This window comes from Paenibacillus sp. FSL R7-0048 (assembly GCF_038004505.1).
Taxonomy (GTDB): domain Bacteria; phylum Bacillota; class Bacilli; order Paenibacillales; family Paenibacillaceae; genus Paenibacillus_AQ; species Paenibacillus_AQ odorifer.
Genome location: NZ_JBBORF010000001.1, coordinates 3,350,939 through 3,376,098 on the forward strand (window position 1 = coordinate 3,350,939; position 25,160 = coordinate 3,376,098).

Here is a 25,160-nt window from a genome sequence, read left to right on the forward strand (position 1 = left end):
GGAGGGTTTCTATGAATCGAAAAAATGGGATGACCTATGCACCAACGTATGAATCCAAACCCGTAGTGAAGCCGGGGGAATTCATCATTGCCGCTATTGCCCTAGATCACGGTCATATTTACGGGATGTGTAACGGACTGGTTGAGGCAGGGGCAACGCTGAAATGGGTATATGATCCGGACGAGGAAAAGGTCAGAAATTTTATTAGTAAATATCCCGGTGTCAAAGCTGCCGGATCAATGGAAGAAGTTCTGGAAGATCCCGAAGTACAATTAATTGCAGCGGCCGCAATTCCATCTGAACGAGGACCTTTAGGCAATAGAGTAATGGCTCACGGTAAGGACTATTTTACGGATAAAGCCCCCTTTACGACCTTGGAACAGCTTGAATCCGCTAGAGCAATGGCAGCTGCAACCAATAAGAAATATATGGTCTACTATAGTGAACGCCTTCACGTTGAAAGCGCTATCTATGCGGGGCAGCTGATTCAACAAGGCGCTATTGGCCGTGTCCTGCAAGTCATTGGATTAGGGCCACATCGTCTAAATGCTCCTAACCGGCCGGAATGGTTTTTCCAAAGGGAGAAATATGGTGGGATTCTATGTGACATAGGCAGTCATCAAATAGAACAATTTTTGTATTATGCAGATTGTCAGGATGCTTCGGTTATTCATAGTAAAGTGGCCAATTACAATCATCCGACTTATCCCGAATTAGAGGATTTTGGTGATGCTACTCTTGTAGGGGACAATGGGGCAACACAATATTTTCGCGTGGATTGGTTTACCCCTGATGGGCTGGGCACTTGGGGAGACGGGCGCACGATGATTATGGGGACTGAAGGATACATTGAACTGCGTAAATATACTGATATAAGTCGTTCAAATACACCGGATCATGTGTACTGGGTCAATGGGGAAGGGGAACATTATGAGCATGTAGCAGGGAAGGTTGGTTTTCCTTTCTTTGGTGAGCTAATCCTTGACTGTCTGAATCGGACAGAGCTGGCGATGACACAGACCCATGTGTTCAAAGCTGCCGAGCTATGTCTGAAGGCTCAAGAGCAAGCGATCAATCTAACCCCAGCAATACTCAGATAACGATGGAATGATGAACGGAGGGTAATATAGATGAAAGAACTTGGAGCAGCCATTATTGGATGCGGAGCCATTTTCCCTCTTCATGCAAAAACATTAACAGGCATCGATGGTGTGAGACTACTTGCGGTTGCAGATATTGATGCTGACAAAGCATTGCAGACATCTAATGAATATGACTGCCAAGCCACTAATAATTATAGAGAAATTTTGAAGGATGACCGTATTCATGTTGTACATCTCTGTACGCCTCATTATTTACATGCAGAAATGGCTACGGAGTTGTTACAAGCAGGAAAACATGTCCTTACCGAAAAGCCTATGGCGGCAGATCTTCCTTCAGCCAGACGAATACTTGAAGCCGCACAGCAAAGCACAGGTCAGCTTGGTGTGGTGTTTCAGAACCGTTATAATGATGCCTCCATGTATATTAAGCAGGTGATTGACTCAGGAATATATGGGAAGCTGCTCTGTATGAAAGGAATCGTAACCTGGCACCGTAGCGAAAGTTATTATAGCGATAGTAACTGGAGAGGACGCTGGTCTACGGAAGGTGGAGGTCTGCTAATTAACCAAACCATTCACACACTGGATTTACTTCAGTGGTTTGGTGGAGAGGTGGCATCGGTGAAAGGGAGTATTACCACGGATGTGCTAAATGGGGTCATAGAGGTAGAAGATACCGCCCATGCCTGCATCGATTTCACTAGTAATGTCAGAGGGCTTTTTTATGGTACAAATACCTATCTGGAGAATTCTCCAGTGGAGCTGGAGCTAGTTTTTGAAAAGGGTACTATCAACCTCCGCAGAGATCATTTGTATCTTTGGAAGGATGGAAAGGAAACCTTGCTGTGCGAGCCTAGTTTCAGTGCCACGGAAGGTAAATCCTATTGGGGCACCGGGCATAAGAGACTGATTGAGGACTTCTATGAACATGTCGCCAGGGGTCAAAAGTTTTGGTTGGATGGTGCTGAAGGGATAAAAGCGCTGGAGTTGGTGGCGGGGATATATAGTTCATCGCAGAAGGCTGAATAAATAATAAATAAGCTGTATCAAAAGTAGAGTAATCTACGAATGATACAGCTTATTGTATTTTAATGTAAAACACTTGTACTCAATCCTCCTAAATCAACGAAACTCTAAATAACCTGTAACCTTCCTTGGTAGCTTGTCCATAGGGTTGATTTATGTAATTATGTTCTTGGGTAAGTAATTCGTAGATTTACAATAAATATACACTGATGATTAACGGCAAGTAGGAGGGATTAGGAATGAGTGTTACATGGAAAAGAAGGATTCTGATCAATGATCCTATTTCACTAGATCCAGTTCAGATTCAGCAAGACTTGTACAGCGGCAACCAAGTTATTGTCCAGTTCTCTGATCCATCGACCTATGGTTCGATTCTGGATGAAGTAAATGAGCTTTGCGCGCGTTTTGATGAAAATTTTGGAGTGCGTTTTTATGGCCACTATTCTGTATCCTTTGATTGTGAGACACTCCTGCAGATTCCAAATGTTAAAATGCTGCTGCTGAATTGTCTTCACCAGGCACATAACACGAACGTATTGGCTAAGCTGAATAACCTGTATAGTCTGAGCGTGGGGATATATGAGCTTGAAAATCCGGAAATTCTGAGTATAGATACGTTACGGTCTCTAAGTATTTTAAATATTAGCTCGGAGAAAAAGATGCTTAATCTGGAATACCTAAAAGAATTCTCTCGTTTAGAACAGTTGCATGTAATAGGTAAGGTTAAAAACCTTGATGCTATTGGAGATCTGGAGGATCTTACCTATCTCGCGCTGCACTCCATCAGCAACAAACCCTTACATTTTATTAATCGGCTAAAGAAATTGAAAGACCTACGTATTTTACTTGGAGGCAGAGAACATATTCAGGACATCGAAGAAAACGAAATCGAGAGCCTGGAAATTTGTAGAGTCCGTGGCTTTCATGACCTGAGTAATATTTCGGTTTTTCGTGCGTTAAAAAAGCTTGTGATTGAAGATCAAATCCAGCTACGTGAGATTAACTTTGATCAGCAGATGAAGGCACTGGAAGAGCTAACGATTATGAATTGCAAAACATTGGCTCATTTGACGGGAATGGAGCAATTACCTTTTCTGCACAAGCTTCGTATTTTCAAAACGGCGATCGATTTTGATTCATTTATAGAACAAGAGCTTCCAATCGGCTTAACCACAATAGAGTTTGCAACTTTTAAAAGAAAAGTAGATCAGGAAATTCAAAAAACAATAGTGGGGTTGGGCTATCAAAACGGAATTGTCTACAATGAGAACAGGGCATGATGCAGCCTTTTTTTGTTCCATAAATCTTGAGGACTTATTTCTATCTTTTTTACAAGCTTTTAAATATTTTATTTTTTTCATATAATAGTAGATATTAAATTTATAAATAATTGTAATATACCATGATAAGGTTATAATTGATACAGAAAAGGTGTGACGCCTAAGAAGGAGCGCCCACATCCTTTCTGCAAAATTCAGGGGATAAGGATGGTAATAATGGGCAAAAGTGCAACTGATACAGACGTCATTTTAATTGGTGCCGGAATCATGAGTGCGACTTTAGGAACACTTTTGAAGGAATTAGTACCGGAATGGAAAATTAAAGTATTTGAAAAGCTTGAAAAAGCAGGGGAAGAAAGCTCTAATGAATGGAATAATGCAGGAACCGGGCATGCGGCGCTCTGTGAGCTTAATTATACTGTTGAAAAGCCAGACGGATCTATAGATATTAGCAAAGCTATTCAGATTAATGAACAGTTTCAGCTTTCGATGCAGTTTTGGTCTTATCTTGTAAATCGCAAGCTGATACATACTCCCCAGGACTTTATTATGCCGTTACCTCATATGAGTTTGGTGCAAGGGGAGAAGGATATAGCTTTTTTAAAGAAAAGATTTGAAGCGCTCTCAAAAAATCCATTATTCCAAGGGATGGAATTTTCCGCTGACTCTAAAAAACTGATGGAATGGATTCCACTTATTATACAAAATCGTCCTGCGAATGAATCCATTGCGGCTACAAAAATTGACTCTGGAACGGATGTTAACTTTGGTGCTTTAACGCGTATCTTATTTGAGCATTTAAAGAGTAAAAACGTCGATCTTCACTACAAACATAGTGTCAATAGTATGAAGCGCAACAGTGCTGGCTTATGGGATCTAAAAATCAGAAATGCCAGCGGTAACATTGAACAACATACAGCGAAATTTGTGTTCATTGGTGGCGGGGGAGGAAGTCTGCACTTACTGCAGAAATCCGGTATTCCTGAAGGAAAACATATCGGTGGATTCCCAGTAAGCGGTATTTTTATGGTGTGTAATAATCCGGAAGTTATTGCGCAGCATCATGCCAAAGTATACGGCAAAGCTAAAGTTGGAGCCCCTCCAATGTCCGTACCGCACTTAGACACAAGATTTATCGACAATAAAAAATCACTGCTATTTGGACCATTTGCCGGATTCTCACCTAAATTCTTAAAAACGGGCTCAATGTTTGATTTAATAACTTCTGTGAAACCGGATAACCTCATAACAATGCTGTCGGCAGGTGCTAAAAATATGTCATTAACAAAATACCTGATCGAACAAGTGCTGTTATCGAAAGAAAAACGTCTGGAAGAACTGAAAGAGTTTATCCCCAATGCCAAAATTGAAGATTGGGATCTTGTTGTAGCTGGTCAGCGTGTGCAAGTTATCAAAGATACAGAAGCTGGCAAAGGCACACTTCAATTTGGTACGGAGGTTATTAGTGCCGCCGATGGTTCGGTCGCAGCATTGTTAGGGGCTTCCCCTGGAGCTTCTACGGCTGTTCACGTGATGCTTGAAGTGCTTAACAAATGTTTCCCTCAATATATAAAAGAATGGGAACCCAAAATAAAAGAAATGATTCCTTCTTATGGCTTGTCACTAATGGATAATCCCGTGCTTCTGCAGAAAATTCACACTACAACAGCAGATACACTGGGTTTAGGTGGAAAAGAACATGTTTTTAATCAAAAGGTGTTTTAGTAATAAAGGAGCTGCCGAGAGGCAGTTTTTTTTTTGCTCAAATCTGAACTATTGACACAAAAGTGTATTACACGTATAGTACATAAATGAGATGTATGAACCACTTAGTACACACACTTAGTATATGGAGTTGGTTGTATGACAGAAGAACAGAAATCAGGCGTCAGCTTTAATATTCGTGAGCCGGTATATATTCAAGTTGTGCGTCATTTCAAGGAACAGATCGCCACAGGGCAAATCGGAGCGGGAGACAAAATTCCTTCACGGCGTGAACTGGCATCAGTAATGAAGATTAATGCGAACACGGCGCAGAAGGCATATAAGGAAATGGAGGAACAGGGTTTGATCGTAACAGAAGGGAATTCCCCGAGCCGAATTACACAGGATCAACAAATCCTAAACTCGATTCGAGCTGAATTAATCGAAAGTGCAGTGGATATATTCATCAGCTCCATTCAGAATATTCAAATTCCAGTTGAAGAACTGGTAGAGATCATAAAGACAAAATATACATCCGAGCGCAAGTTATCTCCAGAGGGTGGTGACACAAGATGATCCAAGTGAATCAGATGGTGAAGAATTATGGATTCAAGAAGGTACTAAATGGTGTTAGCTTCACTGCTGCCAAGGGAGAGATTACCTGCCTGATCGGAATCAATGGTGCCGGGAAGTCAACAGTGCTGAAGTCCATCATGGGACTGACACCATTCAAAGGGGAAGTCTTAATCGATAATGTATCACTAACACCTGCGATGTATGAGAAAATCACTTTCATTCCAGATTCGTTAACGATGCCCTCTAATATGCGAATTGCTGATTGCTTGAGCTTTATGGCTGACTTTTATCGGAATTGGAACGCTGAACGTGCAAAGGAAATGCTTAAGTTCTTCCGACTGAGCTCTTCAGATCGCGTATCCTCATTGTCGAAAGGGATGGCTGCGAAGGTGAATTTGTTGCTGGGACTTGCCTTGGATTGTGATTACATTCTAATGGACGAGCCGTTCTCGGGAATTGATATGTTCAGCCGCGAGCAAATTACTGATGTGTTCACGAGTGAATTGATCGAGGATCGTGGTGTGATTATTACAACTCATGAAATTAACGATATTGAGCATTTAATTGATAAAGCGGTCTTGCTACAGCACGGGAAGGTAGAACGTGAATTCTACTGTGAAGAAGTTCGCGAGCAGGAAGGTAAGTCCATTACGGACGTAATGAGAGAGGTGTACATGAAATGAGAGCTTTTGTGAAGCTATTGAATTTTGAAATGAACCGATTTGCCAAAATATATATTGGACTCATGGTGCTGACAGTTGCCTTGCAGCTTGCAGCAGTCACCATCGGTGCTAATCATTGGCTGGATTCTGCGAATGAGGCAATGAGAGTGAATCAATGGACGCTTGAGCAATATCACAATGTGACTGGATATATTCAGCTAAACAGTATGCTGTATGCTCGCTATAATGGACTTCTATATTTCGGACCCATATTTTTGAGCATAACAGTGTTGCTAATATATAGCTGCTTCATCTGGTACCGTGACTGGAGAGGTAAAAATACGATAGTATATCGCCTGCTCACCTTGCCATCCAATCGGGCGAATTTGTATTTTGCCAAGCTGGTTACGATCTTGCTATTCGCATTTGGACTTGTTGCCCTGCAAATTGTGCTTGTGCCACTGGAGCGTTTGATAGCACAGTCGATTCTTCCTGCTGAACTATATCGGAACATCTCGGTATTTGATTATTTGAAGTATTCTACTGTGCTTAAAGTTCTGGTTCCGCCCTACTTTTCTGAGTTTGTTCTATATTATGGACTGGGCATTACGGGCTTGATCGCCTTGTTCACAGCGATTCTAATGGAGCGGAGCTACAGACTGAAAGGGATCGGCTTTATCTTATTATACTTAGCGGTTCTAGCTGGATTAGCCTCAATACCCTATCTTATGGGTTATAGCAGATATGATAGCTACTTTTATCCCGGAGAAATCATAGGTGCTTGTCTCGGATTAATAGTGATTATTGCTGGAGGTTCGCTTTGGTACAGCTTGTATCTATTGCGTAAGAAAATATCGGTATAATTGAAGGGGTATGGAGGTTAGGGAATGAGAAAATATATGGTTACCGTCGTTCTTGTAGTGTTCTCGGTTGTTACAATCGGGACGTATTATGTACAGGCCTCACAAGAGACACTACCTAATTATAAGCTGACGATGGTTCAAGGGGATGCTTCTCTCGTTGAAGGTATAGCCTTATACGGAAATTATCTGACTAAGGGTAGTGTTTTTGGCATCAAACGAGCTAATATCACTACAAATGGTACAGATTATCCAGATGAAAAGTTAACGATCAGCCAAAGCTTAAACCGAAGACCAGTGAATACACAATTGGATAAATGGAGGGATCAGCATCGTCAGTTCATGCGTGGGAAGAAGAACTTAGCTGGGTTCTATGAAAATCAGGATATGCTTGCTTACGTGAATTGGACCGTAGATAAGCAGCAATCAAATGATCCATCAGCGAAGAAAAATGCTAGACTCAGTATTTCTGTGCTTAATAAGCAAAAAGATAATACGCAGGAAATCAGATCCGATATCAATGTGGATCATGATGTTTCAGATATCTATGTACAAAATGTACAGCTTGTTGATCAAGAGCTTGTTGCAATGGTGTTTTTGAATCACGGCGCCAAAGGTTATGTAACTGAACCGCAGATTATCCGTGTTAATCTAACAACAAAGGAGATTACGAATGAGCCGCTCGTATTACCAGGAGCTAAATCTGAAGCAGCAAATGGGGATAATCAATTCGTTAGGTTAGCCAATCAAAATCTGGATCACTCGGATCAATGGATTTTAACAGTTAGTAAAGATAATCATAAAAAGGCATATCAAGTAGATGTTGCAACAGGACAAATCTCGCCGCTCGCGTTCCAAGGGCATGAAATGTTATTGAATAATATTATGAATGCGTATGGACAGAAAATTTATTTCCTGCAAAAAGCTGTATCGGGTAAGGAGAATATAGGATTTACTGTTATTTCTTACGATCTCGTGAGTAAAGAATATGAGACTACTCTGAAGAATACAGATATAGATTTAAGTGAAAACATTACCTATGATTTTAAACAAGACTATCTCTATATTGTGGGTTATAAGAATATGGGTAATAAGTACTTCAAAGGTAATCGTCTATATGTATTCAATTTGACAAGCGGTAACCTTGAATACGAAGGAAAAGCAGTATCTACAGAGGCTGCAAATCAGGCTGAAGATGAAGCTAACATGGATTTGAATTTTATCGATCTTGGTCAGTATTAGAATTACTTGTAGAATAAAAAAATAGAGATAATGAGATATGAAAAGGTACCAAGGCCGAGCTAATGACTTCTAATAGTCAATTAGCTCGGCCTTTTAGTCGAAAATTATAAAACAACCAATAATCACTGTATATCGATTAAAATATATTGTAAAACGATAAATAATGTGATAAATTCAATTCACAATAAATCTGTGAGGTGTGTTTTTTATGGAAAGAGGATCAACACTTTTTTTAAGGGCAGCGGTTATTCTTATTGGTATCCCGGTGCTTGCTTTGTGCATATTTGTGGTGCCGGAAATAGCGAGTTTCGCAGCAGAACTGTATCCGGATTATAGTTTATTGAAATATCTCATTGCCATTGATTTGTATGCCTCGGCGATACCTTTTTACTTTGCACTGTATCAAGCTTTTAAACTGTTAGGCTATATTGACAAAAACAATGCTTTCTCGGAAATGTCTGTGCAGGTTTTAAAGAAAATAAAATATTGTGCAATCATCATCAGTTGCTTGTATGTAGTTGGTATGCCACTCTTTTACCTCATGGCGGAGAAAGATGATGCCCCAGGGATTATAGTCATCGGCTTGATTATCATTTTTGCCTCCATGGTGATTGCCGTTTTTGCTGCAGTTCTACAAAAGCTTTTAAAAGAAGCTATTGATATAAAATCAGAAAATGACTTAACTGTCTGAGGTGAAAACAATGGCGATTATAATTAATATCGACGTGATGCTGGCTAAAAGAAAAATGAGTGTTACTGAGCTTTCGGAGAGAGTTGGAATAACAATGGCTAATCTTTCTATATTGAAAAATGGAAAAGCAAAAGCGGTGCGATTATCAACGTTAGAGGCAATTTGTAAGGCTTTGGAATGTCAGCCTGGAGATCTATTAGAATACAAAAATGATGAGGAAACATAAGAATGAAGTCAATAACACAATTACTGCATTTCGGATATCATCAGGCGATGAGTTGCATATTTCCTGTTGCGATTTTTGGGACTTTAGCTCTTTCTAACATAATAGAAATGCCTTTTCTTTACCGTTATGATGCCATTCTTCTAATACTGCTTACAGTGCAGTACCTCATGTACCGTACTGGATTAGAGACACTGGATGAAATAAAAGTAATCTGTGTGTTCCACGTTATTGGTTTATTGCTGGAAATCTATAAGGTAAAGATGGGTTCATGGGCATACCCTGAGCCAGGGTTTACGAAGGTGTTTGGTGTACCCCTCTATAGTGGATTTATGTATGCAAGTGTCGCAAGCTTTATGTGCCAGATATGGCGAAGATTGAAAATGGATATGACCGGTTGGCCTGGGCTTGCTTCAGCGGGATTGTTGGGAGGAGCCATCTATTTAAATTTTTTCACACATCATTTCATTCCTGATTTTCGTTGGTGGCTGACAGCGCTTGTGGTTGTTGTCTTCTGGAAAACATGGATCATTTATAGGGTACGGACGGTTACCTATCGAATGCCCTTGACACTGGCCTTTTTTATTGTAGGATTTTTTATCTGGTTAGCTGAAAATATCGCTACATTTTTTAATGCATGGAAATATCCTGATCAATATCAAACGTGGCAACTGGTTAGTTTCAGTAAGATCAGTTCGTGGTTCCTTCTAGTGATCATTAGCGTCATTATAGTTGCCCAGCTTAAACATGTTAAGGCTAGCCGTAATCCGATAAATTCATAATTGAGCTGAGTTCGGACAATACGGTTGATTTGACGAATAAATCATTCGTTTGTTACAATGACGGCATCAATTAGGAAAAGGATGAGGACGATGGTTCGTCGTTTGAAAAGGTTTAAGAATGTCGCTACTGCATCAAGCTTCTAAGTATAAATGAATTACATTACTTAGAAGCGAGGGAAAGAAAATGAAACAACATCAGTTTAGCCACTGGTCTGAAACTAAGTATTTAAAGGATATTGTCACCAACCCAATGATAGAGGTAGGAGAGTACTCTTACTACTCTGGTTATTACGATAATCTTGATTTTGAAGATGGGTGTGTCAGATACCTTTGGGGTGATGAACAATCAAGAAAGTTGTTTAATCCCAGTGAAGATTATGGCTGGCATTTAGATAAATTGAGTATAGGAAATTATGTTTGTATTGCTAGTGGTGTAATTATTCTCATGGGTGGGAATCACAATCATCATCCTGAATGGATTACCGTGTATCCTTTTGTAGACCAGATTGCAAACTCTTACGAATCCAAAGGGGATACAATCATTGCTAGTGATGCCTGGATTGGGATGAATGCAATGATTATGCCCGGTGTGAAAATAGGCGAAGGTGCTATTGTTGCGGCAGGATCAGTTGTTGTAAAGGATGTCCCAGCGTATACGATAGTAGGCGGCAATCCTGCTAAAGTGATCAAGCAACGGTTTACAGATCAAGAAATCGAAAAGTTAAAGGAAATGCGCTGGTTCGATTGGAAACGTGAGAAAATTGAACAAGCCACGTCTATCTTTTCCAGTTCATCTATTGATCAATTATATGACTTTTACCTTAAAGAAATAAAAAAATAACAAAATCAGAACAGGCTGCCGGTATATTCGGCAGCCTGTTCTTTTATCTGACAGGTTCGTTTAACAATAATTGTTTTTTACCAGATTAATCCTAATTAGTATGTTAATATAGGAATGGACTCATTTAATAAGTTAGGAGGAAATTATATTATGGCCTTACCTTTACAAATCCGTCGAATGACACAAAACGATATTGATATTATACATACGGGGTTATCTGAGCATGACGTAAGCCAACCTCTTGATTATGTCCAACGTTGTTGGCAAGAAAATCAAAATGAAAAGCGAGTTACACTTTTAGCTTTTTGTGAAAATGAGTTTGTTGGATGGGGACATGTGGTATTCAGGTCGGAATATCCTTATTTTGCAGAGAATAATATACCTGAAATTCAAAACTTTGACGTCATCCCGCCATTTAGGAAACGTGGGGTAGGAAGTGTATTAATTGAAGCTCTTGAAAAAGATGCTTTTACTATATCTAATACTATTGGTATTGGATTTGGATTATACGCTGACTATGGAACCGCACAACGGATGTATATAAAGCGTGGTTTTATCCCTGATGGGCGGGGAATCATGTACGATAATAAGCCTGTTGAGCCTGGGGCACATGTTTGTGTGGACGATGATCTCTGCCTTTATCTTATAAAAACTATTGAGCAATAAAAGCAGCTCATGTACGGGGGGAGATAGATTCTGAAGTATATCGAATTTGGTCTCGGCAATACATGGCTTATTAGAACTGAAACGGAGTTAGAGGATGGAACGGAATATGAAGAAAAAGGCATAGTGAAACCGGTAAAGTTCCGCTCATTATATTTAAGGATTTGGATTGGCAAAACTGTAATCATTCTAGACTTAAAACAAGGCTTGAAAATATGTAAGAAGAGTCGTAAAACGTTGAAGATTATTTTTGGTATAACAAGTCTTTAGGTTAAGTATGACAAGGTTGCCGTCTAAATGAACAAATGGAGGAGACCTGACACGAGACTTAGTGCTCTACCTGAGAATTATTAAAAACTCAAAATATAACGACAAGCGAGGTTTAAATGGATAATCCAGAGAATTTGACCCAAGCGCTGTCTAAGTTTTATGAAGAACTTGAACGATCTGATTTACCGGTTAATACTTTTATGCTATTACGTAAGGGAGAAGTTATTACCGAGTTTTATCGTCAACCGTACCGCAAAAACGTTCCCCAGGTTTTATTTTCTCTAAGTAAGAGCTTTACATCTATTGCAGCAGGCATAGCATGGGATAACGGTTATTTTGAATTAACGGATAAAGTGGTTTCTTTTTTCCCGGATCAGCTTCCTAGCTCAATTTCACCTAATTTAGAGAAGATGACGATACATCATCTTCTTTCCATGAATACAGGACATAACAATAGTATCTATGGTGCGATAGCCAAGCAAAATGATTGGGTTCGTGCCTTTTTAGCTTTGGACGTAGAAGATGAACCGGGAAGTTATTACAATTACAATACACACGCCACTTATATGGTTTCGGCTATTATCGAAAAGACGACTGGAGAAAATCTTGTTGATTTTTTAATGCCAAGATTATTTACGCCATTGGACATAGAAAGACCAGAATGGGAGACTTGCCCGTTAGGAATTGTTGCTGGTGGAATGGGACTAAGCATACCAACAGATGGAATCGCGAAATTTGGCCAGATGCTCCTCAATCAAGGGGTTTACAATAGTCGTAGAATTGTTTCGAAAGATTATTTAAAGCTGGCGCTAAATGAACAAAGCGATAATCGTTGGGGACAAAATAAGGCTGACTGGTCAAACGGATATGGTTATCAGTTCTTTATGTGCAGGAATGGATGTAAGATGGGGAATGGAGCTTTTGGTCAATTGTGTTTCATTGATCCGAGTCAAGAGATTGTGATTGCTGCAACTTCAAGTTTTACCGAGATGAAGAAGTTACAGGATTTTTTAGATATCATATATGCAAAATTACTGAACTTTGATTGGCCAACGGTTGCATCTAACATTATAAAACCTCCTACATTTACCTCCTTAGTAAACAGGATAGTTAAAGTAGATTATAGATCGTACAGTGGAATTTATATCTTTGAAGATAATAAGCATAAAATCAAAGAATTAACACTGAAGTTTGAAGATGAGCACCTTAGTTTTTCTTTACTTTACGACGATCATTTAGATGAATTTCCGTTCGATTTTTTAAGGCCTACCCATGCAAAAAGTTTATTTATTAAAGACTTATCCCTTAGTGAGCAGGAAGTTTGTACATCTGCAAGCTGGCAATATGATGATTCCAAATTAATCCTCACGGTAAATTACATTGAAACCCCTTACGTAGTTGATTACACTTTGAGTTTTAGCGGTAAAAAAATTGAACTGCATATGCATAGGAATCTTTCCTTAGAGGATAGAGAAGACATAACTGTTATTGGTTGGGAGGGATGAAATGACCAAGGGTAAAGGTTGGATAGCTGTTTTATTTTTGCTTTTTTCTTTAGTTTTTGTGGGAATCACACATCAGGGTACTATGTTTGGGGATTACCTCTTCAGAACCATTGGAATTCCGCCTTGGAGCGAACCTGCGACAAACCATGGTTTACATTATTCAGCAATATTCGGGATCATTTTGTTAATTTTCAGTGGGAGTTTAACTATAAAGCACTTTAGACAGTGTTATAAAAAATATGTAGGCAGAACCGTTTTGCTTGCTATCATCATTTTCATTATATTATATCCATTTCTAACAGAACGATTGTATTATCTTGTGAATATGAACAATGATGGAATTGAAGTTGTGGATTTTCTGGAAAAAGATTCGCACTGTATGTACGGTACTCAAGAGGATATTGTGCAGGTTCAATGTACAATCAGGCTAATCAACTATGGCGGGCAAAATGAAACCGTTATGATCCGTCCAATCTTTCGAGAGTACGGTAATCCTCAAGGGATCTGGTCATTCGCAGAGGTTCAGCCGCAAGAGATTACCTTGTTACCAAGATCTAATATTAAACATCACATTTATTTTGAGAGTAAGCCTGATGCTCGGATCGCTGAATTCGGGGCGGACGGTAATACCGATTATTTTGGTGTGGAGTTCGTCAAGGATGGACAGAAAAAGGTAGTCTTTAGGGAATGAATTGATAAAAATAAATATGTGAGTTATTTGCTTTAATATTATTACAGCTGAGTAGTAACAGAAGGGAAGGTTTCCAGTGACTCAACGACTGATAACAAAAGTGAACCAGCGCCTCGATAGTGTGCGTGTGCTTGTTCAAGAAATGATCATGTCTATAGGTAGCGAACAATGGAAACAGGAAGCGTGTGTTCACCTGTACGGAGTGTCTAGTTTCGCTTCATTGCTTGCCATGAAAAGAGAACAAAATCAGGAATTGGCAGCCATTATAGGACTGCTTCATAATTATTATTTCTTCAAAACCGGAGTCAAGGAATTTCCAGGTCCCAACAGTGCTGATACCGTAAGGCCTTTATTAAGAGACTTGAATATGTTTACCAAAGAAGAGCTGACTCAAATTCTAAAGGCGATCTTCCATCAAGGGGACAGAAATAAAGTTCAGGGTCCCTATGAAGAGATTCTAAAGGATGCTCAAGTTCTACAATTACACTTGCAGAATAGGGGATGTAATGTAACACAACAGGACACGAATAGGCTTCGGAATGTACTTCGTGAAATGACGATTCCAGAGGATTTTTTGGAGGAGTTAGATTACAGTAGCGGGGCTGAAGTTCACCAGCCTACGGATAAACGAGGTAAGTTAGCTACTATTGCTGAAGCATTTGGAAAAGAAAACATTGTTGGAATACCAGGAAACGAACGATATCGAGAAATCTGTAAATATTGGCCTGACCAAGCGATTTATAAAGTATTACAAAACAATTGGTGCGCAGCATTTGTATATTACTGCTGTATGCAAGCTGGATTTCTGCTGCCGATTCGATATCCGAATGCTGATTTTCGATTAGCTGGCGTAGGGGCTTGGTTAGAGTGGGCGCAACTACCTGAGACCGCATTTTTTTATTTTGACGGGCAAGAGGGGTTTACTCCTCAGCGTGGTGATATTGTGATTTATGAAAAATTGCTAACTAATGACCCTCACGATCATACAGGTATTGTTTTAGCATGCGATGACAAGGAGATCTTAGTTGCTGAAGGAAATAGGGATAATCAGAATTATTTCAGTGTTTTCTACAGAGATCGCTGGCATTGCGTATATGGCTATATCCGTATCGCTAATGACTATGAATTTGAGTTTAGTGGTGAGTATACTCCAATTTAGTTGAGGGGAGTTCATTCGGATGATCACAGTTAAGAATATTATGGCTGAGTATTTATTAATGTCTAACCCTAATTTTGAATTATTTTCAGAACAAGCTCTGGAAAAAAATACGCTGCAACAGCAAAAACATCTATATAAAACTCCGGTTTTTATCGTTACTTTTGAAGCAAAAAATGAGCCAGCTTGGGACAAAGATTCTTGAGCTTCTTCTCTTTTAAAAAGCGAACATACTTGCCTTTTAGCAATGTTAGAGTTATCATAGATTTCTAAAGTCGTTAATGGAGGTGCTGAATGAAATATTCCCAAGCGACAGATTATGCACTTCATGCAATGCTCTATATGGTGACGGTGGCGTCTGATAAGCCGGTGGGTGTTCAATTGCTTGCTGAGAAGCTAGGTGTTTCCCAAACCTATCTGTCCAAAATGATGACTAAGCTAGTGAAGGCTGGATTGATTCAATCTGCACCTGGTGCTAATGGTGGTTATCGTCTCAGACGCAAGTCGGAAGAAATCTCTTTTTTGGATATTATCCATGCAATCGAAGGAACGGCTTCCTTTTTTGAATGCAGTCTAGATCACGGAAGTGAATGTCTGATTCAACAGGTTGTGATTGACGCTGAGCGACAGATGGAGCAGTACTTAGAGAACACGAAAATTGCAGATTTGGCAAAAACGATGAAGACGGAGTAAAGATCCGTTCTTTTTTCGGGGGTATTAGAGACAATATAGATCCGTAATGACTTTAATGTGGGTTTTGATACTAAAATGTGAAGTTTAAAACAATGGAGGATGATTACAATGACTGAAGAGCAAAAATTAAATGCCAAGAGGGCGACCTATGAAAAAACCACTCATATTTCGATTCCCTCTTATGATTCATTATTTTCGATGATCCAATCTTATTTTCGCTTCGAGTTAGGTGACATCCCTGTATCTATGCTCGTGGTCGGTGCGGGCGGAGGAAATGAATTTTCGGCATGGGGGCCATCTAACCCAAACTGGACATTTACTGGAGTGGATCCTTCGGAAGATATGCTTAAGATCGCGAAATTAAAGATAGATGAACTGGACTTAGAGAGCCGTGTCAGTCTGATTTCTGGGACAATCGATGATCTTCCTCAGCAGGACTCAAAGTTCGATGTGGCAAGTTGTATTTTGGTCCTTCATTTCATCCATGATGTTCAAGAAAAATTGAAATTGCTACGCTCCATAAAGGATAATCTGAAACCGGGTGCTCCATTTGTTCTCGTAAGTGCATATGGAGATTTGGATGATCCTGAACTCCACGACAGAATAAACGTATGGAAAAGCTTTTGGGTTGCAGGGTATGAATCTCCCGATGCGTTTGATAATGTAAGTAACAATATTACGAAAATTTCTTTCCTTCCCGAAAAACAAATTGAAGAGTTATTGAAAGAATCAGGCTTCACAAGAATCACTCGATTTTATTCTACTGGAATTATGGCAGGCTGGATGTGTCACGCGGAGTGACTTGAATACTTTCGGACCCAGATGACGTTATTTGTATATATTTAGGCGTTGGAGCATGATTTCGGACTCCAGTGCTGCTATTCCTTAAATAGAGGGTGATATATGGTGATTATCATGCTCATAGCGGCTATGGAGTCCGCGAGCACCCTTAATATAGGAAAAAGTAGCGTATAAGGTCAACTATGTCCTATAGTGCGATTCATAAGTGTGATTAGTACTTAATTAAACCAAGTTTAAGGATTAGTTCAGCGATCAGGTAGCTTCAAAAAGGAGGGGGTGCCCAACAGCCATTGTATGGCTATGGACACCCCATTGTTTTTAACGAAAGTGACTAATCTATACATGAAGCTTGTAACGATTTGCTTTGCTTATCCGCTGAATGTCTGCAAGTTCCTCCGAAGTGAGTGGAGCTACATCAGCAGCCATTACATTGCTTTTTAATTGCTCCAGACTGCTTGCCCCAGGAATAATAACGGCTACAGATGGATTAGCTAGTGGATAATGAAGCGCTGTTTGTGCAAGATTGCGCGAGTCACTAGTTTCCTGCGAAAGCTGATCATGCAAATTCAGAAGTTCCTCACTACTGTAATCTAAGTAATTCTTCTCGGCTTTGCTGCGACCACGCTCTGACAGTATGCCCCCTGCTAAAGGCCCGCGTGCGATCATGCTAATTCCATGCTTAGCTAGCAGAGGAAGGATTTCTTCCTCAGGACGTCGATCTAAAATGCTATATTGGCTCATAACACTTACGATATTTGATTTTTTCACATATTCTCTAATTACATTAGGACGAATAGAAGAGATCCCATAATAGCGGATAAGACCCTCTTGCTTAAGTTCTTCAAAAGCTTCAATCGTTTCGTCAATTGAATCTTCAATAGTGCCGCCATGCAGCTGGTATAGATCAATGTAATCGGTTTGCAGCCGTTTAAGACTATCTTTGACTGCATTTTTAATATAGGCTTTTGAAGGATCCCAGCTCCAGCCTTCTAAGCCGGGAATTCTGCGGTTGCCAACTTTTGTGGTCAGGATTACATCCTGTCGACGTTGACGAATGGCTTTGCCAATAATTTCTTCATTACGGCCCTCATCATAAAGATCTGCTGTATCAACAAAATTGATTCCTTGATCGAGTGCTTCATGAACAATGGAAATGGCTTTCGCCTCATCCGTACCCAAAGACATACAGCCAAGTCCTATCTCACTAACATACAAATCAGATTGTCCTAAACGATTTTTTCTCATAGCGCATTCCTTTCTACTTCTGTTGTTGTTATATTATAACGTTTTGGAGAATTGAATTCTAATGGTGCTTCGGACTTCCATTGACTTTATGATCTTTTGGCTTTATCGTCATAGCATATATTATTTATTAGATGAAGATAGATAGGGAGAGATTGGATCATATGGAACAAGCGATGTTTGCAGGCGGATGTTTTTGGTGCATGGTGACACCGTTTGAGGAATTACCAGGCATTCAAGGAATTGTATCGGGATATGCGGGAGGGTTAACTGAGAATCCAACCTACGAAGAAGTCAAAACCGGAACAACGGGGCATTACGAGGTTGTGCAGATTACGTTTGATCCAGCGCTTTTTTCATACGAGAAGCTGCTTGAATTATATTGGCCTCAGATTGACCCTACCGATGATGGTGGGCAATTCCAGGATCGAGGAACTCAGTACCGGACAGCGATCTTCTATTATAATGAAGAACAGCGTTTAGCAGCTCTTGCCTCGAAGGAACAGGTTGCGGTCAGCGGCAGATTCTCCGGTCCAGTCGTTACGGAAATTCTTCCGGCGCCAACTTTTTATCGTGCAGAAGAGTATCATCAGGATTATCATCATAAGAATCCCAAGCACTACAAAGAAGATCGGGAGCAATCCGGTCGGGATACTTTTATCGCTAAACACTGGTAAGTGTTGAAAAAACTTTAAACCAAGAGCATCCTGAGTCATTCATGGCTTACGGGATGCTCTTTTTGCATTATATACAAATTTTATTTATTTTAAATTCTACATACTTTCCACACATTTGTAGACTAAACTACTCTAAATCAAGCGAGAACATCACACAGGAGGGTTTAGGATGAAAAAAATCATACCATTTGTTGCCGTTAGTTTGCTTTTGAGTACAGTGTTAACAAGCTGCCAATCAGGCAATAATGTTCCATCTAAGGTTAATTCGCAAGCTAGTTCTGCAACGGTGGAGCAACCATGGATAGCTACGAAGAATACTACTCGTATTAACACTTCAGATCCGATTCAAGCCGCAGTGTTAGTTTCTCAGACTTTATGGACTGCGCAAACAAAGAATAATAGACCTTCAAGTGTAGTTTTGACGGATGTGAGTAATTGGCAGATCGCCGCAGTTAGTGCAGATTTGATTCATCATCCCAGTAATGGGCCTGTACTGTATACTACAAAAGAAGGGGTTCCTGAGGTTACTCTCGCTGAACTTAAGCGACTGAATCCAATAGGTGCTGAAGGCAATAAAGGGGTTCAGGTAGTGCTTGTTGGGCCTATGGCATCCAATGTCGAACAACAATTAAAGGCCATTGATTTAAAAGTAGACCGGATAGAAGGGGATGAGCCAGCGGCAGTAGCTCAGGCTATAGATACTTATTACGCCAAAGCAGCGGGTGAACTTCCAAAGTTGGTCATTATTGGTTCTATGGATAGCCCTGAGTACACGTTGCCAGCAGTGAATTGGATCGCACATATGCCTGAACCTCTTCTCTTTGTAACCAAAGACGAAATTCCTAATTCAACGGTCGAGGCTTTAAAAGAACGTGGAGGTAGCGCAACCATTTACATCCTCGGACCAGAAGACATTGTCTCAGCAGATGTAGAAAAGCAATTAAAAGAATACGGAACAGTTACCCGTATAGCTGGAGAAGATGTTTTTAAGAACGCTATAGCTTTTGCAAGTTTTAAGGATGCCAATAACGGATTCGGCTGGGGAATCACTACACCCGGTCATAACCTGTCTTTGTTAACCACGGATTCAACGATGATAGCTATCGCCGCTGCGCCTTTTTCTCATTTGGGGAAACATGCGCCGCTTATTTTTACGGAAAAAGACGGGCTGCCAGATTCAGTAATGGAGTATATGATGGAGCTTCAACCTAAATTTCAAGATTCACCAGCAGAAGGTCCTTACAATCATGCTTGGATAACTGGAGATAACCCTACAATAAATGAGCGAGCACAAAGTGAAATCGATGACATGCTAGAAATCTCACCTGCTGCAGGAGGCAATACGCATTCCGGCCACTAACCATCATCACAGGCTGGCATCATTTAGGGATGATGTCGGCTTGTTCTGTTTTTTTTTTGTATAATGAGAAGAACTAGGTCATAAAGAGGGTGAACGGTTTGAATAAGCTACAGATACTGATCGTAGATGATGAATGGAACATGCGGAATTTATTGCGGATTTATTTAAGTAAAGAAGGGATGTCTACAAAAGAGGCGTCAACGGGTCATGAGGCACTTCAACTGTTGAAACAACACAGCTTTGACCTAATCTTGCTGGATGTGATGATGCCGGATATGGATGGCTGGCAGGTCTGCAAGCTGGTGAGGGAGACAAGCTCTATCCCAATTCTAATGCTAACCGCACGTTCTGAAACCAAGGATAAGGTACGTGGTCTCGGTATAGGTGCAGATGATTATCTTACTAAACCGTTTGAGCCGGAAGAATTAGTGGCTAGGATTTATTCTCTGCTGCGGCGTTCAACACTTACTTTTGTTCAACAACCTCAGGAAAAGGTGCTCACATACCCTAATTTTAAAATATACCCAGAAGCTAGGGAGGTACATATTCAGGATACATCCATTGAATTCACACTCAAGGAGTTTGATCTACTGGCCACTTTGGCGCAAAATACTACCCGGGTTTTTACGAGAGAAGAACTGGTGGAGCGATTATGGGGGAATAATTATGAGGGGGAGAATCGTGTTATTGACACCCATATTAAGAATATCCGCGAGAAACTACATAAAGCAGGGCTAGCCTATAATCCGGTTCAGACGGTGTGGGGATTAGGTTATAAATTTCATGCTCCCGGTAATCAGGTATGAAAAATAACATCATCGGACTTAAGCTTGGTTTTGTTATTATGTCTGTTTTTGTAGTTGTTTTGCTTGTCCTTGGAGTTACTATAGAGCGGATGTTTACAAACTTTTATTACAACGAGATGCAAAAAGAGACGGAGGAACTCACCTCACATTTTATTGGAATGGCGGAATCGCAGGATAGTTCAAACGAGCAGATGATGAGTACCTTTGCAGAATTTTCGGATGTCAGTATCTTTAATATCTCAAAGGATGGCAATGTGATACTCCACTCGGGTGTACATGATCGTTTGGATCGTTCATTCATCCATGCTTCGGATGTTAGTAGGATTTTCGCTGGGAAAAGTGTTGATTTTGAGTATAAAGATCCTGCTGGATATTCTTATTTTATCATTGGAAAACCAATAATGGAGGGGGATACAACTCAGTCTGCACTTTATGTAATGTCCTCTACAGAGAGTATGAAGCAATCTTTGGCTTCCATCCGGAACCTCCTGCTGATTGCAGGAATGGGGGCTTTTATATTGGCTTTAGGGATCACTGGTGTGATCGCCATGATTTTGTCTAGACCTCTGATCAAGATGCAAAAGGCAACCCGGAAAATCGCGGCTGGCGAGCTGGAAACGAGACTTTCTATACGTAGTACCGATGAGATTGGTTTTTTGGCTGCGGCCATAAATGATCTGGCTGTCGATCTGCAACGATACAGGGATACAAGGCAGGAATTTCTGGCAAATATCTCACATGAGCTGAGAACGCCCATTACATATTTGGAGGGGTACACCAAGGTTATAAAAGATGGGCTTTACGAGACCGAGGGGGAAAGGGATCTATACTTGGATATCATTCATCAGGAAGCACATCGGCTCCAGCATCTGGTGGATGATTTATTTGAACTGGCAAAGATGGAGGAAGGAAAGGTTACACTTACCCAAGAGTGGATCGATCTCAGTCAGCTAACGGAACAAGCCGTGCGCAGAGTTGAACTGAAAGCAAAAGAGAAGGGGTTACAGCTGAAGCTTCAGCTTAGCGGAGATGCGTATATGATCCGTGGAGATCAAAAACGTATGGAACAGATTATAATGAACCTTCTGGAAAATGCAATTCGTTATACGGATGAAGGCGAGATTATTGTTCATGTGGAATTTACAGCGGATGCTGCAACTCTAATAGTTGAAGATACAGGAATAGGTATTCCTGAGGAAGAGCTTCCCTATATCTTCGAACGTTTCTACCGGGTAGAGAAATCACGTTCAAGACAATACGGAGGTTCAGGTCTGGGACTTTCCATTGTTAAAAAGCTGGTGGAATTGCATGGAGGCAAGATTCGAATGATGAGTCAGCCTGGAGCGGGTACTCGTTGCGAGGTGCAACTATTGAATTTATCTAAATCCGAATAAATGTAAGTAAAAAGAGACTTCCGATACAAAATGAGGTCTCTTTTTTGCTTGTTTATAATGTTATTGATTCGACTCAAGCTCTTCAAGTGCCCATTCGCAGAATTGTATAGAGCTCTCCATATCAAGCACACGTTTGCGGATCAGTAAATAACGTCCAAAAGTGGTGGCTTTTAACTCACGAGTCTCACCGCGTTCATCACGCAAGACTTCGTTTGCTTTGAGCAAAACCTTGTATCGCTCCAGCTCACTTTTACAAAACTCTGCACGTTTTAGCAATAGGTCCTTGGCTTCTTTCGGGTTGGATAGCCATAAGCTATACAGCTTAAAATGCAGCTCATCCCGCAGCACCGGAGGCTCTGCAGTAGTTTCCACCCATTGCCGCAATTGTTCCAGTCCTGCTTTCGTAATGGAGTATTCTTTTTTATCCGGTTTATCGGTCTGTTCAATGAGCTTAAAGGTGATATAACCTTGCTGCTCCATGCTCATTAATAGAGGGTAGATTTGACTATGTCCAGCACGCCAGAGCGGCTTGATATTCTGAGTTAATTCATATCCAGACAATGAGTTAGCGCTAAGTAAAGCTAGAAGTCCATAAGACAGTGTATTCATTACTATAAAGCCCTCCAGTTATTATAAATCCGTTTTCATTGAATTTTTCGGGGATATGTCATCATTGACATATTGATCATACGATTATAACATTATTCAAGTCACCTTATATATGTAAAAGTAGACATATAAAAAATAATGAGGAGGGGAAGCATGGAAGAAAATCAAGCAAGCAAAATACATTTTTGGCCGATCATGATTGCCATATTCTTCGGAAATTTCGTCTCTGTCTTAAGTACAACGACGATCAACATTGCTGTTCCTCTTTTAATGGATCATTTCAATACGAGTCTGAACACCATGCAATGGATGGTCACCGGTTTTATGCTGGCGACAGGAGTAACCGCACCACTCGCGGGATATCTCGGAGGAAGATTCAGCTATAAAAGGCTTTATCTTTTCGCCTTGATGGGATTTACCATGTTCTCTTTGCTTTGTGCTTTGGCATGGGATCCAACATCATTAATTGTATTTCGGATGCTTCAGGGTTCGTGCAGCGGTCTCATCATGGCTTGTACGATGACCATCATATTTCAAGTAATACCGGGAGAGCGCAGACCTTTTGCAGTAAGCCTCTGGTCGCTATCCGCGATGGTCGCGCCAGCCATAGGACCAACGTTTAGCGGGTGGCTGCTCCAATATGCCAGCTGGCATTGGTTATTCTTAATTAACATCCCTATTGGAATCATAGCTGTTATTCTAACCCTAACGTTAATTCCATATTATCGAATGAATATTCCGAAGTCATTTGATATTCCTGGTTTCCTTACCGTTGTCCTCGGTAGTTTATCATTATTAACTGCATTTAGCCAAGGCAATAGCTGGGGATGGACTTCGTGGAAAACCTTATCGTTAATCCTTTTGGGAGTTGTGTTGTTAGTTTTGTTTGTTTTGCGCGAGCTGAAGGCGGAGGTACCTCTGCTGAATTTGCGTGTATTCCGTAATCGCCGTTTTACCGCCATGCTAAGTATCTATAGTTTGGTTACGATTGCGATGTATGCCGGAACCTATTTAACCCCTTTGTTCTTACAAACGGTAGAAGGGGCTACAACGCTTAAAACAGGGCTGATTTTATTGCCGTCCTCGATCCTCCTTGCCTTGCTGAGTCCAATCGTAGGTAAGCTGTATCCAAAGTTCGGACCTGTGAAGTTGATTTCTGCGGGTATTTTATTTATATTCATCGGTTTATTCATGCTTAGTCGGCTGCAAACGAACATATCTTATAGCTTTATTATGTGGGCGATGGTCGTTCGTAATCTCGGCATTGGACTAGCCAATGTTCCAAGCAGTACAGCCTCAATGGAGGAAATTCCCGTCGAATGGTCTGGGCATGCTACGTCGATCAATAACTGGGTCCGCAATGTGTTAAGTTCACTTGGGATAGCAGTATTCACCTCCCTGCTGTCGAGTAGATCTTTACTCCACTCTAAAGAGTTGATCAGCTCCGGCGCAAGTAATACAGATTCGATACGTTTACTATCGTTCACGATGGGGGTGAATGATGTTTTCGTGGTGGGTTCCATTATTGTGTTGTTTGGATTTCCACTGATGTTTTTATTACGCAAGAAGCGTACTGTGGTAACTGTACAAAACGCAGGATAACCGGTACGATACAAAAAGCAGATCAAGGGTTTATCCTTGATCTGCTTTTTGTCTTAGATTACGTTTTGTTAATAAACTTTAATGCATCATATCGCCCATTCCACCCATACTCCCTACAATTTCCGGATTAATCATCCCGAATATCATCGCGATATGCGCCACGACCAAGAATCCACTAATAAGCAGAAAATGCAGCTTCATCTTGTGCTCTTCCGATCGTTTACGGGCAATCAGACCAAGATCTAACAAAGCCAGTGGCAATAAGAAGAGTACTCCGCTTAAATAGAAGCCCACGGCTACGATATCAACCCATGTGTGCCATTCCCCATTCACAGACAAAGGAATAAACGCAGTTGGGAACAAGTAGAGAAATACACCTGTGAAATATATCCCTGCGAGTATGCTGCAGACTTTGTTGAAGGATCGTAGTGGGCCTGTTAGATTCTTGGTGAACAAAATAATAAACTCTGTAATGGTAATCGTCTCAGCAAAAATCACGGGGATGGCCATGAATATAATCAAATTCCAAGGCTGGTTGTCCGCTAGCAAAGACATGTAATGCGTCATGTTCATAAGATACTCCTCCGATAATATGTAATAGCTTCAGTTACTTATCGTATTCGAGAAGTATGTGGAAAGTATGTGGAAACGAAGGTATGATAAATATATGCAATAATAACAGTCGAGGGGAGCAAGACAAC

At 40.5% G+C, this 25,160-nt stretch carries 28 protein-coding genes; 25 read left to right on the forward strand and 3 right to left on the reverse strand.

What is annotated here, in order from left to right; translation table 11 throughout:
- The first annotated feature begins 11 nt into the window (after window positions 1-11).
- The 20 genes from NSQ91_RS15090 to NSQ91_RS15185 all read left to right on the forward strand — a co-directional run bounded on the left by NSQ91_RS15090 (window position 12) and on the right by NSQ91_RS15185 (window position 16,769).
- On the forward strand, window positions 12-1,100 hold the full coding sequence (locus NSQ91_RS15090; RefSeq protein WP_076301995.1) for a Gfo/Idh/MocA family protein: 1,089 nt from the start codon (window positions 12-14) through the stop codon (window positions 1,098-1,100).
- Window positions 1,101-1,130: 30 nt separating this feature from the next.
- A complete protein-coding gene (locus tag NSQ91_RS15095) occupies window positions 1,131-2,132 on the forward strand; it encodes a Gfo/Idh/MocA family protein (protein WP_076280708.1) in 1,002 nt (333 codons plus the stop codon).
- Between the two features lie 236 nt (window positions 2,133-2,368).
- Window positions 2,369-3,409 carry a hypothetical protein gene (locus NSQ91_RS15100; protein ID WP_076129344.1) on the forward strand — a complete coding sequence of 347 codons (1,041 nt, stop codon included), beginning with the start codon at window positions 2,369-2,371 and terminating at the stop codon, window positions 3,407-3,409.
- Window positions 3,410-3,625: 216 nt separating this feature from the next.
- Window positions 3,626-5,134, forward strand: a complete 1,509-nt coding sequence (locus tag NSQ91_RS15105; RefSeq protein WP_076129345.1) for a malate:quinone oxidoreductase — start codon at window positions 3,626-3,628, stop codon at window positions 5,132-5,134.
- 138 nt (window positions 5,135-5,272) lie between these two features.
- Complete coding sequence (locus NSQ91_RS15110) at window positions 5,273-5,689, forward strand: GntR family transcriptional regulator (protein ID WP_076129346.1); 417 nt, start codon at window positions 5,273-5,275, stop codon at window positions 5,687-5,689.
- On the forward strand, window positions 5,686-6,372 hold the full coding sequence (locus tag NSQ91_RS15115) for an ATP-binding cassette domain-containing protein (protein ID WP_076280707.1): 687 nt from the start codon (window positions 5,686-5,688) through the stop codon (window positions 6,370-6,372). The genes NSQ91_RS15110 and NSQ91_RS15115 overlap by 4 nt, the downstream gene beginning before the upstream one ends.
- Window positions 6,369-7,214 (forward strand): hypothetical protein, encoded by an 846-nt coding sequence (locus NSQ91_RS15120; protein WP_076305068.1) that lies wholly within the window; start codon window positions 6,369-6,371, stop codon window positions 7,212-7,214. The genes NSQ91_RS15115 and NSQ91_RS15120 overlap by 4 nt, the downstream gene beginning before the upstream one ends.
- Window positions 7,215-7,238: 24 nt before the next feature.
- Window positions 7,239-8,453 carry a hypothetical protein gene (locus tag NSQ91_RS15125; protein ID WP_076305069.1) on the forward strand — a complete coding sequence of 405 codons (1,215 nt, stop codon included), beginning with the start codon at window positions 7,239-7,241 and terminating at the stop codon, window positions 8,451-8,453.
- A 208-nt stretch (window positions 8,454-8,661) separates the two neighbouring features.
- On the forward strand, window positions 8,662-9,144 hold the full coding sequence (locus NSQ91_RS15130) for a DUF2975 domain-containing protein (RefSeq protein WP_038570783.1): 483 nt from the start codon (window positions 8,662-8,664) through the stop codon (window positions 9,142-9,144).
- 10 nt (window positions 9,145-9,154) lie between these two features.
- Window positions 9,155-9,370, forward strand: coding sequence for a helix-turn-helix domain-containing protein (locus tag NSQ91_RS15135; RefSeq protein ID WP_076129351.1), 216 nt, complete (start codon window positions 9,155-9,157; stop codon window positions 9,368-9,370).
- Window positions 9,371-9,372: 2 nt separating this feature from the next.
- Window positions 9,373-10,149, forward strand: a complete 777-nt coding sequence (locus tag NSQ91_RS15140) for a DUF817 domain-containing protein (RefSeq protein ID WP_076135041.1) — start codon at window positions 9,373-9,375, stop codon at window positions 10,147-10,149.
- A gap of 184 nt (window positions 10,150-10,333) precedes the next feature.
- Entirely contained in the window at window positions 10,334-10,990 is a 657-nt protein-coding gene (locus tag NSQ91_RS15145) for a CatB-related O-acetyltransferase (RefSeq protein ID WP_076219090.1), read from the forward strand.
- Between the two features lie 150 nt (window positions 10,991-11,140).
- The gene (locus NSQ91_RS15150) at window positions 11,141-11,656 is read left to right on the forward strand and encodes a GNAT family N-acetyltransferase (protein WP_076129354.1); all 516 of its coding nucleotides are present in this window, start codon (window positions 11,141-11,143) and stop codon (window positions 11,654-11,656) included.
- A 30-nt stretch (window positions 11,657-11,686) separates the two neighbouring features.
- Window positions 11,687-11,923: a DUF3977 family protein gene (locus NSQ91_RS15155; protein ID WP_076129355.1), complete on the forward strand. Its 237-nt coding sequence runs from the start codon at window positions 11,687-11,689 to the stop codon at window positions 11,921-11,923.
- 116 nt (window positions 11,924-12,039) lie between these two features.
- On the forward strand, window positions 12,040-13,428 hold the full coding sequence (locus NSQ91_RS15160; RefSeq protein WP_076305070.1) for a serine hydrolase domain-containing protein: 1,389 nt from the start codon (window positions 12,040-12,042) through the stop codon (window positions 13,426-13,428).
- 1 nt (window position 13,429) lies between these two features.
- Window positions 13,430-14,119: a hypothetical protein gene (locus NSQ91_RS15165; RefSeq protein WP_076305071.1), complete on the forward strand. Its 690-nt coding sequence runs from the start codon at window positions 13,430-13,432 to the stop codon at window positions 14,117-14,119.
- A 76-nt stretch (window positions 14,120-14,195) separates the two neighbouring features.
- Window positions 14,196-15,278, forward strand: coding sequence for a CHAP domain-containing protein (locus NSQ91_RS15170; protein WP_256716588.1), 1,083 nt, complete (start codon window positions 14,196-14,198; stop codon window positions 15,276-15,278).
- A gap of 19 nt (window positions 15,279-15,297) precedes the next feature.
- Entirely contained in the window at window positions 15,298-15,480 is a 183-nt protein-coding gene (locus NSQ91_RS15175) for a hypothetical protein (RefSeq protein ID WP_076194255.1), read from the forward strand.
- Window positions 15,481-15,569: 89 nt separating this feature from the next.
- A complete protein-coding gene (locus tag NSQ91_RS15180; RefSeq protein ID WP_036678138.1) occupies window positions 15,570-15,968 on the forward strand; it encodes an RrF2 family transcriptional regulator in 399 nt (132 codons plus the stop codon).
- A 108-nt stretch (window positions 15,969-16,076) separates the two neighbouring features.
- Entirely contained in the window at window positions 16,077-16,769 is a 693-nt protein-coding gene (locus NSQ91_RS15185) for a class I SAM-dependent methyltransferase (RefSeq protein ID WP_076305072.1), read from the forward strand.
- 336 nt (window positions 16,770-17,105) lie between these two features.
- Here the strand turns inward: NSQ91_RS15185 and NSQ91_RS15190 are convergent, their stop codons facing one another.
- Complete coding sequence (locus NSQ91_RS15190; protein WP_076305073.1) at window positions 17,106-18,014, reverse strand: aldo/keto reductase; 909 nt, start codon at window positions 18,012-18,014, stop codon at window positions 17,106-17,108.
- A gap of 161 nt (window positions 18,015-18,175) precedes the next feature.
- Between NSQ91_RS15190 and msrA the strand changes: the two genes are divergently transcribed.
- The 4 genes from msrA to NSQ91_RS15210 all read left to right on the forward strand — a co-directional run bounded on the left by msrA (window position 18,176) and on the right by NSQ91_RS15210 (window position 22,248).
- Window positions 18,176-18,688 carry a peptide-methionine (S)-S-oxide reductase MsrA gene (gene msrA, locus NSQ91_RS15195; protein WP_076194248.1) on the forward strand — a complete coding sequence of 171 codons (513 nt, stop codon included), beginning with the start codon at window positions 18,176-18,178 and terminating at the stop codon, window positions 18,686-18,688.
- 169 nt (window positions 18,689-18,857) lie between these two features.
- The gene (locus NSQ91_RS15200; protein WP_076305074.1) at window positions 18,858-20,048 is read left to right on the forward strand and encodes a cell wall-binding repeat-containing protein; all 1,191 of its coding nucleotides are present in this window, start codon (window positions 18,858-18,860) and stop codon (window positions 20,046-20,048) included.
- A 98-nt stretch (window positions 20,049-20,146) separates the two neighbouring features.
- Window positions 20,147-20,854, forward strand: coding sequence for a response regulator transcription factor (locus tag NSQ91_RS15205; RefSeq protein WP_179086327.1), 708 nt, complete (start codon window positions 20,147-20,149; stop codon window positions 20,852-20,854).
- Window positions 20,851-22,248, forward strand: a complete 1,398-nt coding sequence (locus NSQ91_RS15210; protein ID WP_076305075.1) for a sensor histidine kinase — start codon at window positions 20,851-20,853, stop codon at window positions 22,246-22,248. The genes NSQ91_RS15205 and NSQ91_RS15210 overlap by 4 nt, the downstream gene beginning before the upstream one ends.
- Window positions 22,249-22,308: 60 nt before the next feature.
- Here the strand turns inward: NSQ91_RS15210 and NSQ91_RS15215 are convergent, their stop codons facing one another.
- Window positions 22,309-22,857, reverse strand: a complete 549-nt coding sequence (locus tag NSQ91_RS15215; RefSeq protein ID WP_076185873.1) for a PadR family transcriptional regulator — start codon at window positions 22,855-22,857, stop codon at window positions 22,309-22,311.
- Window positions 22,858-23,010: 153 nt separating this feature from the next.
- Between NSQ91_RS15215 and NSQ91_RS15220 the strand changes: the two genes are divergently transcribed.
- Window positions 23,011-24,459 carry an MDR family MFS transporter gene (locus NSQ91_RS15220; RefSeq protein WP_076302010.1) on the forward strand — a complete coding sequence of 483 codons (1,449 nt, stop codon included), beginning with the start codon at window positions 23,011-23,013 and terminating at the stop codon, window positions 24,457-24,459.
- Between the two features lie 78 nt (window positions 24,460-24,537).
- Here the strand turns inward: NSQ91_RS15220 and NSQ91_RS15225 are convergent, their stop codons facing one another.
- Window positions 24,538-25,032: a DUF6803 family protein gene (locus NSQ91_RS15225; RefSeq protein ID WP_076129365.1), complete on the reverse strand. Its 495-nt coding sequence runs from the start codon at window positions 25,030-25,032 to the stop codon at window positions 24,538-24,540.
- Window positions 25,033-25,160 lie beyond the last annotated feature (128 nt).